The following is an 11,162-nucleotide window of genomic DNA, read 5'->3' as shown; positions in this document are numbered from 1 at the left end:
GGTACAAGTCCAGACAGACGGTAATTGTACAGGTGACGAGCGTTGTTCGCGCCTCGGACCGGTCTTTTCAGATCAAATGGTCGGAGACGCTGTTCGAACAAGGGAGCGCGGCGGGCAGCTCGCATTGGACGGCCATAGCCACAATTATTTCCAGGCCGCCGGCAACCAGCGATACGCTGCGAAAGAACCCGTTGGGAATCTATGTCGACGCACTCGCGTGGAGCAGGGAGCTTGATGCTGGGGGGCGGGCAGAAGCCGGTGCCGGCAACGACGCCATGGCGAATCCCGCACAGCCGCTGACAGAAGCGGAGGCAAGTCAAAACAATCTTCAATCCCAGGAGTAGTTTCCGATGAAACGCATGACGGCCTTGTTGCATGTACCCCTGTGTCTGACGGCACTTGTGTCAGGTCAATTTGCACAGGGCGCCATATCGACGCCAGGATCCATTTCCCCCGGATTGGCTGTTCCGCCGGCGGTACCGAGGGAGGCGGTCAATCACATCAAAACTGCGACCCCGCAGTTGGTCACCAGAACAAACCCGGCAACCGGCGGGCTTGCTCGAAAGCGGCATAAAGGAAAGACCGGTGGATCATCCCTGGCTCGCATCTCTGCAGTAAATCGTGCTGCCACCCTGAATGCGGAAAGCGCTCCGTTTCAGCGTGCCCTGGAAATCATGCCCTATGCGGAGGGTGCGATCTACGACCTGCATGCTGCTCCGGAACGGATCACCGACATCCTTCTTGAACCAGGAGAAGTTCTTGCGTCTGTTGCCTGCGGCGATACATCCCGCTGGATCATCGGTGACACCAGCAGCGGTTCCGGTGAGGGCAAACGTGTGCACATCCTCGTCAAGCCATCCTCTCCGAACCTTGCCACCAACCTTCTCATTACGACCGACAGGCGCAGCTATCATGTCAATCTCAGGAGCAACGCCCATGTAGCGACGACCGCCATGTCGTGGAGCTACCCGAACGATGCATTGCTGGCTTTGACAAATAACAGTTCGTCTCGCACGGCACCTTCGATGAGCACGCGCCTTGCACCAGAGCGCCTGAACTTCAACTATGTCATTTCCGGCGACAGACCGCGCTGGCGTCCGGTCCGGGCCTTCGATGACGGTCAGAAAACCTATATCGAATTCTCCCAAAGTATAGCAACCGATGAGGCGCCGCCGCTGTTTCTCATCAGCGGCAAGGACGCCGAACTTGTAAATTATCGCATGCAGGGCCGCTTCTATATTGTTGATCGCCTGTTCACGCAGGCGGAATTGCGGCTCGGAACAAAACGCTCGACCACTGTCGTGATACGTCGAACGGACGAAGGCCTTACGAAGGGGTCATCCAGGCCATGAGCGCGCGAGACATATTGTCGGAGGGTGAGGGTGCCACCAGCAAGGCAGCTGTGCCCGCTGAAGCACTGGTGCTGCGCAGCTCTCCTGAGCGTTCGGTTCGCCTCAGGCGCGGCGCTATCATTGCAGGATCGGCGGTGATCATGGTCGCGGTGGCAATTGCGGGCTGGATGGCTTTCGACAAGGACCACAGGTATTTCGACAGGGAGAAAGATCGTGATGAGCTGTCGCAGCTGCCAGGTGCGGTCCGCGATCTCCCATCGACTTATGCTTCTCCATTGTTGGGGCCAAAACTGCCTGGCGATCTTGGTCGACCAATACTTGCCCGGCAAAGGCATCCTGTCAGGATCGCCACATCGGAACCGCCGCCAGATCATTATCGCGCCATGGACGCTGATGTCGCACCCACGGCACGGGACATTGCACGCGGCGCGGGACTGATGGTGCCCTTGCAGGGATCGCCGCCAAATATCGAGATGGTAGCGGCAACGCCCACGATCGAGGCAGACCCTGTATCATCTCCCCGACTTGCTCTTGCGTCTGATACAGATCCTAATGCTCAGCAACGCAAGTCCGACTTCCTGACAGGCGAAAGCAGACAGAACACCGTCAACTCCCATGCGCAAGCTGCGGCGCCGTCACCCTATATGCTCATGGCTGGGAGCATCATTTCCGGCAGCCTGATTACCGCAATCGATTCTGATTTGCCCGGACTTGTCACTGCGCAAGTGACTGAACGGGTATTCGACAGCGTGACGGGAATGATCCTGCTCATCCCCCAGGGCAGCCGCCTTGTCGGAAGCTATGACAGCGTAGTGGCCTATGGGCAGAAGCGTGCCTTCGTCGTCTGGCAGCGTATTCTCTTCCCGGACGGAAGTTCACTTGTCCTTGATAAAGTACCGGCAACTGACCCATCGGGACGTTCGGGCCTTGCTGACCGCGTTAACGAGCATGCGTTCGCCCTGTTGCGTGGTGCGGCTGTCTCTTCCCTACTCGGTGTGGGAGCCAACCTCGGCATTTCGGGAGAAAGCGATCTTTTACGCGCGTTCCGGGAGTCAACGCAGCAGAATATATCGCGCGCGGGAGATATGCTCGTGTCACGCTCGCTTCAAGTCCAGCCTTCAATCAGCATTCGTCCCGGTGCGTCGGTACGTATGGTCGTGCATCAAGATCTGATCCTCAGACCGTGGAGTAGCTAGTCATGGCCGCGAGAACTATAAAATTGCCAAAACTGCCCGAGCGAACGCCGGTCCGAATAACCATATCGATCAATCCGGACCTACATCTCGCTCTACAGCGATATGCTGACTTCTATGCGTCGGCATATGGACAAAATGAGGCAGTAGCTGATCTCATTCCACCTATTCTCGATCACTTCATTGCTAGTGACCGGAGCTTTTCGCGCGGTCGAAGAAATCGGGAGAGACGTCATGAATGATCTTCCGGCAGATTCACTTTCAGACAGCACGTACCTGATCCTGATGGGACTTGATCGAAAGCTGACACGCGCAGCTTCGCTTGCGCGGGGTAGCAGACTTACGCCCGAAGATCTCGACGCCCTAGTTGCTGTGGGTCTTTTAAGATTGCTTGCCAGAGCACGAAACACATATCTCACGGAGAACGCGAAATGCCGATCAAGCCAGAGAAATTCTATCAGCGAGGCAAATACTATCTCGACTTTCCACGCGGGATCAGCGGCGCACCAACCAGCCGACAATGGCATGTCTTCTGGGAAGATGGAGCCCTACGATGCCGCCGCCGCGAGAGCGCGGGCACAGAAGATTTTCGGTTAGCCTGCGACTATCTGGACCGGAAATTTGCGACAGAGTCCGACCGCTCTCATTCCAATCAACCCTATAGTATACAGGAGATTTTTTCCGACTATTTTCTGGAACATGCGTCGAAGCTTGAAGCTGCTATGGGAATCAAATACCGGTTAAGGTTGTTTCTGCAATTTCTCGATCATGAAATTGCTCAGGGTGCCATGGAAGAACCGATACTGCCGGCCCACATCCACGAGGGCGTGCTCGATCGATTTCGGCTATGGGCAATTTCGAAACCTATCATTATCAGGTTCAGACAGGGTGGCGATCTGAAGTCTAAAACATTGCCAAGGTCGAGATCTCCGGCCGCTGTCGAGGAAGTTCTTAGACAATGTAAAAGCGCCATTTATTACGCTTTTGACCGTGACAGGCTGCAGTCACCTCCGAAATTCAAAGTTCGATCAAGCCGGCAGCTCAGACCAGTCAATCGTGATCGCATCTCTGTGACACAAATAGGCGAACTGCTGGATTACAGCATTCGCGGTCCCAAGGACAGCGCGATGCAACTTTGGAAGCTGCACGCACTTCGACGGTATCTCATCGCAGCTATCTGCACTTTGGCGCGGCCCTCGAGCATATTTGATATGAGCGTGGACCCAGCCCGACGGCAGTGGCTCAAGGACGATCACCTTTTCGACCTTAACCCTTCCGGGCGCGTACAAAACAATAAACGGCGCGCGGTCCTGCCCGTTCATCCGGTCCTTGGTGATTGGCTTGAACATACCGAGAGCTGGTTCATTTGTATTGAACGTCATTGGAGATATGTGCCTGGTGCTGCGACTATCGAGCAACGCAGGGTGCTGAGTTGTGATAGCAGCTGGCGTTCAGCTTGTACCTATCTGGGAATGCCCAGGGAATGGACGATCAGGCTTCTGCGTCATTCCATGGCTGCCGAACTGCGCAGGCGCGGAGTCAATCCATGGGAACTGGCTGGATTTCTCGGTCATAGCTTGCTGAACATGACCGAAGTCTATGCCATCTACGACCCTTCCTATCTCTCTACAGTTGGAGCCGCGATCGATGACATCATCACCGATCTTCGAAAGATAGCCGGTTGTAGCGATGCCTTGTCGGCTTCCTTCCGTCCCACTGGGAAAGTCCCGCACGACTGCTATATTTCATCGCTCGCAAGCCCTGATCATTGAAATGGAAAAGCGACGAACGCTGTCGATCCCAGTCAGAAAATCTAAGTGCCGGACAGGCGGCGCCATTCTGCAAGCCGATGACATGTTTTATCGCATAGCCGCTCACACAGAGCGTCGTCGTGTACGTTAACTAACGAAATTTCCACTTTCAAAGCAGGCGTACCGGTACTATCGAGGGCTGCAAAATAGCGGTCGCCTATCAAATGTAGAAAGCTATAATAATGGACAAAGAAAGCCTGCTTGAACTGACAACGGACATTGTTACTGCGCATGTGTCCAACAATAGCGTCAATCCCAGAGATTTGCCTGAAGTTATCATAAGCGTATTTGGCGCTCTCAAAAATCTGAGCGTGCCTAAAGAGGACGAGGCCGTCAGGCCGGAGCCGGCTGTTTCAATACGCTCCAGCGTCAAGGCCTCTTATATTGTGTGTCTTGAAGATGGCAAAAAGCTGAAAATGCTCAAACGTCATTTGATGACGCATTATCAAATGACTCCGGAAGATTATCGCGCAAAATGGGGACTGCCAGAAAGCTACCCGATGGTTGCACCTGACTATGCCGAGCAACGTCGCACACTTGCAAAGAGCATCGGGCTTGGGCGTAAACCTGGGGAACACCACGCTGCTGCCGCGCCAACATCGGCGGCTAAAGTTTTGAAACCGCGGGCGCCGCGTGAGCCTGCAGAGGCTGAATGAAATAGCGAGCGATAATGACTTAGGGGGCAGACTGGTTCTGCCCCTTTTAATGTCCTTTGCCCTAATCCGTCTATCTCCATCAAGAAAATAGCGGAGCGCTCTCCCCGAGGGTCGGCCGCCAATCCTTTTGCTTTTTATCGGCTTGATTGGAAGGCAGCAGCGCTGGAAGCCGAAACTATATCTCGTTCGCTTCGCCAGTGCCGAAGATTACCGAGCTACTTCCTCCACTTGTGAGGTGGAGGCTTGGGCGGCGGGCACGATTACACGACCTTGAACGCTCGTATCCCCGTGTCTGATGATGCGGCTATACTAAAAAATACGTCCATCGAGAGTAGCGTAGGCAACAGCGAGCCCCCGACTATCTTGCATTCCAGCCGCGCAAATCGGAGTTGAGACCATAAAGTCTCCTCAGATGATCGGTAGTTAGACTGCACCTGCGGGGCCGAACAAGATCGCATTTGGGCGCAATTGCCATTGTCACACGGCTACGCCCTGGCGGATACCTCATGGCACGCATCTTTTAAGCGGAACTAACGGAACCGCATCAGAGGAAGGATACGTAATATGATAGGCTGTATTTCGTGCCGCCTGGACCGCGGCCTGAATGGTGTCGAGCGATGGCGAAGTCGCTGATCGAAACGCTCTCCGAATCGCAAAAGATCTGCCTTCTCTTCGCAGCGATGGGGGCAAGTTCGAAGGAAATTGCGCTTCATACCAAATGGACGCCCAATACGGTGAGCCAATATCTTCATTATGGGACGCACCGGCTCGGCTTTCACAATCGCCGGGATGCTGGCCGCTTCTTGCTGGCGAACATGGATTTTCCCGAATTAAAAATGTTTCAATTAAAATTTCCTGCTCTTGCCGACATCTCGATCATGACTCCATCCATTGCCGACAGTAGCTCACAGGCGGTTTCGGAAGAAGCACCAAAACGGTTGCGGAAATGGCTGAAGCTGCCTCCACTGGGAGGCAAGAGATATGACATAGCTTGGCATGACAAGTTCGCTCAAATGGGCTTCGCAGCCATGGTCCTGACAATATCCGGATTGTTCGTGATGTTGCTGCTGGCCGGAGCACTGAAGCTTCTCATCTGATCATCAGGCACTCAATTTAGCAACATGCCGGCGTTGTCGGCATGAAGGAAATCCTATGTTCAAATTCGATAGGGGCAAGGCATCTCGGATTGCCCGTGACACGCAGACAGCTTTCACTACATTAGACAGGGCGCTCTTGAGTTCAGCGCAACTCATGTGCTCCATAATTGTAGGCAAGGAGGGCGCGGATCTTCCAGAAAGCCAATGTCAGACGATCCTTTTGGCAGTGCACGAAAGTGCAGGGGATCTGTTGAGTGGGCGCGCAAAGATGATCAGCGCCACGCGGCTTATGAACCGCATTCAAAAACGCAGCAATCAAGCGGAAACAGATTTTGGTTGTCCTGGGCCCGGACCTTGGTCCATTTCCAAGACAAGGCCAGCTATGCTGGCCGCTGTCGCCTGAGCACCCCCAGCAGGAGAAACGGCATGGGGGGACAAGATATGGGGCTGCAGATTTCAGCAGATGATAAGCTTGTTGTTCTGGTTCCTGATGCTCACCTGTTGCGCCGCAGTGATGGTGCTGGGGAGGTCCGACGGGCGGATCGCGGTCGGCATGATCCTGATCGCGGTTCTGCTCACGGACATCGCCCAGCATGCCAATATGAGCTGGCGGTCTGTCAATCTCGGCGTCATGTTCTTCGATGTGCTATTGTTTATTGGCCTGCTCTGTTTGATGCTCAAAAGTGCCTGTTCCTGGCCAATCTGGATGGCAGCGTCCCAAAGCTTGGCCGTGGAAGGCCATTTTGCGACGCTGCTCATTTCACAGTTCGATCCCAAAATCTACGCGGCCGTAACTGCCGGCTCCTCTCTGATCTGTCTGTTTTGCATGACTGTAGGTGTCTGTCTCGACCACCGAGCACACAAAAAGCCAGGCCTCGCTCAACGTCGATCGTAGCTCTCGCAAGCGCAAATTGGTTTCTGAGGCAACCGGTCCGCTGTCTGGTCGTCAGGCATTTCAATCATGACTGACCGACCCGAGGAGTGGCCGTTCTCAGCGCCTGAAAGCAGAGTGGACCTATTTTCTAGGATTATCTTGTGTGAAGCGCTGTTGATGAAGCGGAGATGCTTGGAAAAACATATCGAGTATCGCAGATATTTCGATGCCGAATGGACAATGTTGCTACACGCCTATCTCGCCAAGTTGCGACATCGGGATGTCTCCATCTCAAACCTCGGTTACGCCAGCTATCTTTCCCCCTCGACAGCTACGCGGTTGCTGCAAAAGATGGAAACGGATGGGCTGATCGAAAGAGCAGTCGATGCGAGCGATCGACGACGGACATTGATAGGGATCAGTGCCAATGGCGACGCCGTCGTGAGTCTCGCTCTTCAGGCATTTGAGGACACAGTCGCCGATCGGCTTGCAGAAGGGAAGGCTGCGTCCCTCCAGTGGCGACAAGCGCTAAACAAACGCTGCATCATTCACTTATCGACTGATTTGATCAAGACTATCTAAATGATCGATAATCGTAACCCGGGAAGAAATCGCATTTATAGAGAGATTAAGGCGAGCATTGTGTCTTCGGTCTATCGAATGGGAGAAAAGCTGGAAGCACCCAAATTGGCTGATCGCTATAATACAAGTGTGACTCCGGTTCGCGAGGCTCTGTTCCGCCTTATGGGTGAAGGGTTGGTTCGATCTGCCAGTGATGGTGGTTTCCAGGTTCAGCCGATGACACATAAAAGATTAAGGGACACATATCATTTCAACCGTGATTTACTCCTTATGTCGCTGCCGCGGCGCATTCGAGGAGAGGCAGGCCGGCCGACTCCCGCTGGCCCTGCTGAGCATATCATGGAGGATGGCGAACGCGACGCGATGGCCAGCGCTTTCAACGTGATTTTCGCGCGTTCCGAAAACATGCAAATTGTTTTGGTCGGCCGACATCTCAATGAGTTGCTCGCAGCAACTCGCGCGGTCGAACCGCTGGTGCTGAGCCGGGTCGAGCAAGAGACGCTGGAAATTGCGGAGCATCTTCGGAATGAAGACTTGATCAGCCTGCGACGGTTTATCAAAACCTATCATCACCGCCGTTTGACGAAAGCAGCGCAGATTGTAGCCGAGCTCGCCGCACAATCACTGGAGTGAGATCGCATTCGTGGAGGCTGCAGAATCTGGCCGGCGATGAAAAACCTGCTAGAGACTGTGTACCAGCTTCAGTTCATCGTCACGGCCTTCGATGCGGATCATGTCGGACGAGAGACGGGCAGCTTTTCGCTTGCTGCCATGGGGAGCGGCGATGACTTTCGGCTTGGCTGCGAGTATGTCGGCGCCTATAATCCTAAGCACCGTGGCCCGGGCGCTGTCGATGGAATTGAGCTCAATATCTGCGGGGGTGGCCCGGGATTTGAACGATGGATCGAATGCTGCGTACATATGATCCAGCTAAAGGATTTTGGTTATTTTTTGATTAATGCGGCGTCGAAATATTGCCGCAAAATCTGGACAATAGGCCAAGATTAACTTAGCTGTCAGCCGAATCTAAGTGCGTAGCGCCAAAACGGAAAACACAGCACTTCCGGCTTTTATCCGCATCTGTTTATAATCTGACGCACTATGTCCGGATTGTCTCTAAAATGAGCGCGCAAAATTCGAGACCAGTGTTCAAGCTATCGCATGCTTGGCAGGTGATCCAATCGGTAACGCGTCACTGGCAAGGGGCAACTCGCTCGTTTCAATTTTCCATTGTTGATCGCTCTCGAGACCCAATGCTGTGAGGCACCCGGTCCGATAAGCAGCCGTATCAATACCGATGCGGTTTGAAGAAAAAGTAGCCAGCGTCGTTTCACTGTGTCCGTGGACGATTACGGCTTCATGACGGCGCAGGCTGCTCAGGAAAGGCTCCCGAATCCATAAAAGATCCTCCGCTTTCTGCGCGTTCAGTGGGACCCCAGGCCGGATACCGGCATGAACAAAGAAATAATCTCCATCACGATGGGTCAAAGGAAGTTTCGACAGCCATTCGATCATTCCGGCAGGAATCACATCGTGCATGGCGGCAATGAGTTCATGCTGATTTTCGCCCAGGCTTGCCCGTCTGATTAGGATAGAATCCAATCCCCAACTCTCCAGTGTCGCACAACCACCAAATTCCAGCCAGAAACGGAGCGCCCTGAGATCGCCACCAAGCGACTCGAGCATGGCTTCCTCATGATTGCCTTTGAGGCAAATGACACCCTCATAGTCCCGTAGGCTGTACAATAGATCGCACACCTCCGCAGACTTTGGTCCACGATCGATAAAATCGCCCAAGATGATAATCTTGGTTTTGGCGGCTTGGCGCTTTTTCGAATCTTCCTCGATCCGCTTAAAAAGCTCAGCTAAAAGGTCGAAGCAGCCATGAACATCGCCAATCGCGTAAATGCGATGACCGTCGCTAATTTGCGCCGTTTTCTTGGTGATTCGAAAATAACCCATGATCTTCCAATTAACACGAGATTGTTATGGTACAAAGCAACCGCAGCATAAGTTCGTTCCCAATCCGACACAATTCCGATGGTTGCACCCTGGTGTCGGTTGAAATGCGCAAGTTTGGCTTCGCATCCACGAAGGCGAGCGTTTTTGGGATTGGTTTCGCTGGTGCCCTTGCACTTGGATGGTCCGGGCGTTAGCCCGAAATTATGAAATCAGACCCTAAATTTGCTGTTGTGCTCCTGTCGGGCGGGCTTGATTCGATGGTGGCAGCGGCGATTGCGCGCGAGGCAGGATATCGGCTTTTTGCATTAACAATCGATTATAATCAGCGCCATCGCGTGGAAATCCGAGCCGCAACTGCGATCGCGAAGGCAGTTAACGCAATTTTTCATATCGTTTTACCCCTCGACCTTACCGCTTTTGGCGGTTCGGCGCTCACGGCTGATATTGCCGTCCCGAAAGCCGGCGTAGGCTCGGAAATTCCAATCACATATGTTCCAGCGCGCAACACCATTTTTCTTGCTTTAACCCTGGGCCTGGCCGAAACATCCGGCGCTTCGGACATCTTCATTGGGGTGAATGCCTTGGATTATTCGGGCTATCCCGATTGCAGGCCTGAATTTATTGCTGCGTTTCAGAATTTGGCTTCACTCGCTACCAAAGCAGGGATTGAGGGAAGATCACCGCATATCAACGCACCGCTGCAGCATATGTCGAAAGCAGATATCGTCCGCGAAGCTTACCGACTTGGAATCGATCCTGGTCTTAGTTGGTCATGCTATGATCCCACACCTGCTAATGAGCATTGCGGGCTGTGCGATAGCTGTCGCCTGCGGTCGAAAGGATTTGCTGAGGCGGGATTGCCCGATCCCACGCGCTACGCGACGAACCCATGAGCGCGGGCCGATGACATATGCAGTCAAAGAGATGTTCCTCACTCTACAGGGCGAAGGCGTTAGGGCAGGCCGACGCGCTGTATTCATCCGTTTTGCCGGCTGCAATCTCTGGAGCGGCCGTGAAAAGGATCGCATGACGGCCGTCTGTCAGTTTTGCGATACCGATTTTGTGGGCACCGATGGCGACGGGGGAGGCAAGTTTATCGACGCGGCAGCGCTGGCATGTGCCGTTGCGGAAAAATGGGGCGAGGGCGCGCGCGATCGCTACACCGTTCTCACCGGCGGAGAACCGATGCTCCAAATTGATGACGCCTTGATCGATGCACTGCATAGGCTGGGCTTCGAGATCGCAATCGAAAGCAACGGAACCCTGCCAGTACATCCAGGAGTTGATTGGATCTGCATCAGCCCGAAAGCGGGGAGCGCCGTTGTGCAACGATCCGGCGATGAGCTCAAACTCGTTTGGCCCCAGCCAGGGAGCGATGTAGCCGACATGGAAACATGGCAGTTCGACAATTGGCTTGTGCAGCCACTCGACGACTCCAATAGGGTTGCCAATATGCAGGCGGCAGTGGATTTCGTTATGGAACGGCCACGCTGGCGATTGACACTTCAGGGACATAAATATCTGGGGTTACGTTAAGGCTAGGCCACCAATTGTATTAGAGCCCGATCCGAAACAAAGTTGAGTGGTATCAGCGGGTTAGCGTGACGCTCGCCGCGGTCGTTGATTCAGGGGTTT

Annotated in this window: 15 protein-coding genes; 14 read left to right on the top strand and 1 reads right to left on the bottom strand. The window is 53.9% G+C overall.

The genetic code is table 11. From position 1 onward, the window contains the following. The 12 genes from BHQ40_RS14505 to BHQ40_RS14455 form a co-directional block, all read left to right on the top strand. The coding region (locus BHQ40_RS14505; RefSeq protein ID WP_253183365.1) for a VirB8/TrbF family protein at nucleotides 1-344 on the top strand (344 nt) is incomplete at its 5' end. Between the two features lie 6 nt (nucleotides 345-350). Then, nucleotides 351-1,352 carry a P-type conjugative transfer protein TrbG gene (trbG, locus tag BHQ40_RS14500; protein ID WP_253183364.1) on the top strand — a complete coding sequence of 334 codons (1,002 nt, stop codon included), beginning with the start codon at nucleotides 351-353 and terminating at the stop codon, nucleotides 1,350-1,352. Next, a complete protein-coding gene (locus tag BHQ40_RS14495; RefSeq protein ID WP_070156576.1) occupies nucleotides 1,349-2,548 on the top strand; it encodes a TraB/TrbI/VirB10 family type IV secretion system protein in 1,200 nt (399 codons plus the stop codon). The genes trbG and BHQ40_RS14495 overlap by 4 nt, the downstream gene beginning before the upstream one ends. Before the next feature lie 2 nt (nucleotides 2,549-2,550). Further along, nucleotides 2,551-2,787, top strand: a complete 237-nt coding sequence (locus BHQ40_RS25190) for a DUF2274 domain-containing protein (RefSeq protein ID WP_083276942.1) — start codon at nucleotides 2,551-2,553, stop codon at nucleotides 2,785-2,787. A 189-nt stretch (nucleotides 2,788-2,976) separates the two neighbouring features. Further along, complete coding sequence (locus tag BHQ40_RS25740) at nucleotides 2,977-4,317, top strand: site-specific integrase (RefSeq protein ID WP_139139311.1); 1,341 nt, start codon at nucleotides 2,977-2,979, stop codon at nucleotides 4,315-4,317. Nucleotides 4,318-4,538: 221 nt separating this feature from the next. Further along, the gene (locus BHQ40_RS25185; protein WP_083276941.1) at nucleotides 4,539-5,012 is read left to right on the top strand and encodes a Ros/MucR family transcriptional regulator; all 474 of its coding nucleotides are present in this window, start codon (nucleotides 4,539-4,541) and stop codon (nucleotides 5,010-5,012) included. A gap of 617 nt (nucleotides 5,013-5,629) precedes the next feature. After that, on the top strand, nucleotides 5,630-6,109 hold the full coding sequence (locus BHQ40_RS14480) for a helix-turn-helix domain-containing protein (protein WP_070156573.1): 480 nt from the start codon (nucleotides 5,630-5,632) through the stop codon (nucleotides 6,107-6,109). A gap of 55 nt (nucleotides 6,110-6,164) precedes the next feature. Then, nucleotides 6,165-6,512, top strand: coding sequence for a hypothetical protein (locus BHQ40_RS14475; protein ID WP_070156572.1), 348 nt, complete (start codon nucleotides 6,165-6,167; stop codon nucleotides 6,510-6,512). A gap of 69 nt (nucleotides 6,513-6,581) precedes the next feature. Then, complete coding sequence (locus BHQ40_RS14470) at nucleotides 6,582-7,004, top strand: hypothetical protein (protein ID WP_171905862.1); 423 nt, start codon at nucleotides 6,582-6,584, stop codon at nucleotides 7,002-7,004. Between the two features lie 66 nt (nucleotides 7,005-7,070). Next, a complete protein-coding gene (locus BHQ40_RS14465; protein ID WP_070156570.1) occupies nucleotides 7,071-7,565 on the top strand; it encodes a MarR family winged helix-turn-helix transcriptional regulator in 495 nt (164 codons plus the stop codon). Continuing rightward, nucleotides 7,566-8,198 carry a GntR family transcriptional regulator gene (locus BHQ40_RS25180; protein WP_083276940.1) on the top strand — a complete coding sequence of 211 codons (633 nt, stop codon included), beginning with the start codon at nucleotides 7,566-7,568 and terminating at the stop codon, nucleotides 8,196-8,198. A gap of 36 nt (nucleotides 8,199-8,234) precedes the next feature. Continuing rightward, nucleotides 8,235-8,573, top strand: coding sequence for a hypothetical protein (locus tag BHQ40_RS14455; protein ID WP_070156568.1), 339 nt, complete (start codon nucleotides 8,235-8,237; stop codon nucleotides 8,571-8,573). Nucleotides 8,574-8,714: 141 nt separating this feature from the next. Here BHQ40_RS14455 and BHQ40_RS14450 read toward each other — a convergent pair whose 3' ends face one another. Continuing rightward, on the bottom strand, nucleotides 8,715-9,527 hold the full coding sequence (locus BHQ40_RS14450; RefSeq protein ID WP_070156567.1) for a metallophosphoesterase family protein: 813 nt from the start codon (nucleotides 9,525-9,527) through the stop codon (nucleotides 8,715-8,717). A 203-nt stretch (nucleotides 9,528-9,730) separates the two neighbouring features. On the opposite strand from BHQ40_RS14450, the gene queC reads away from it, so the two are divergent. Further along, nucleotides 9,731-10,420 (top strand): 7-cyano-7-deazaguanine synthase QueC, encoded by a 690-nt coding sequence (gene queC, locus BHQ40_RS14445; protein WP_435593919.1) that lies wholly within the window; start codon nucleotides 9,731-9,733, stop codon nucleotides 10,418-10,420. Nucleotides 10,421-10,430: 10 nt separating this feature from the next. Continuing rightward, complete coding sequence (gene queE, locus BHQ40_RS14440; RefSeq protein ID WP_070156565.1) at nucleotides 10,431-11,063, top strand: 7-carboxy-7-deazaguanine synthase; 633 nt, start codon at nucleotides 10,431-10,433, stop codon at nucleotides 11,061-11,063. Nucleotides 11,064-11,162 lie beyond the last annotated feature (99 nt).

Source organism: Sphingobium phenoxybenzoativorans, from assembly GCF_001757355.1.
GTDB lineage: Bacteria > Pseudomonadota > Alphaproteobacteria > Sphingomonadales > Sphingomonadaceae > Sphingobium > Sphingobium phenoxybenzoativorans.
This window is presented reverse-complemented; position numbering and strand designations above follow the sequence as displayed.

Coding starts and splice junctions, on each gene's coding strand:
- BHQ40_RS25180 (WP_083276940.1), top strand. CDS start 7,566: ATGATCGATAATCGTAACCCGGGAAGAAATCGCATTTATAGAGAGATT.
- BHQ40_RS14475 (WP_070156572.1), top strand. CDS start 6,165: ATGTTCAAATTCGATAGGGGCAAGGCATCTCGGATTGCCCGTGACACG.
- BHQ40_RS14455 (WP_070156568.1), top strand. CDS start 8,235: ATGAAAAACCTGCTAGAGACTGTGTACCAGCTTCAGTTCATCGTCACG.
- BHQ40_RS25185 (WP_083276941.1), top strand. CDS start 4,539: ATGGACAAAGAAAGCCTGCTTGAACTGACAACGGACATTGTTACTGCG.
- BHQ40_RS25740 (WP_139139311.1), top strand. CDS start 2,977: ATGCCGATCAAGCCAGAGAAATTCTATCAGCGAGGCAAATACTATCTC.
- queE (WP_070156565.1), top strand. CDS start 10,431: ATGACATATGCAGTCAAAGAGATGTTCCTCACTCTACAGGGCGAAGGC.
- BHQ40_RS14480 (WP_070156573.1), top strand. CDS start 5,630: ATGGCGAAGTCGCTGATCGAAACGCTCTCCGAATCGCAAAAGATCTGC.
- BHQ40_RS25190 (WP_083276942.1), top strand. CDS start 2,551: ATGGCCGCGAGAACTATAAAATTGCCAAAACTGCCCGAGCGAACGCCG.
- BHQ40_RS14465 (WP_070156570.1), top strand. CDS start 7,071: ATGACTGACCGACCCGAGGAGTGGCCGTTCTCAGCGCCTGAAAGCAGA.
- BHQ40_RS14495 (WP_070156576.1), top strand. CDS start 1,349: ATGAGCGCGCGAGACATATTGTCGGAGGGTGAGGGTGCCACCAGCAAG.
- trbG (WP_253183364.1), top strand. CDS start 351: ATGAAACGCATGACGGCCTTGTTGCATGTACCCCTGTGTCTGACGGCA.
- queC (WP_435593919.1), top strand. CDS start 9,731: ATGAAATCAGACCCTAAATTTGCTGTTGTGCTCCTGTCGGGCGGGCTT.
- BHQ40_RS14450 (WP_070156567.1), bottom strand. CDS start 9,527: ATGGGTTATTTTCGAATCACCAAGAAAACGGCGCAAATTAGCGACGGT.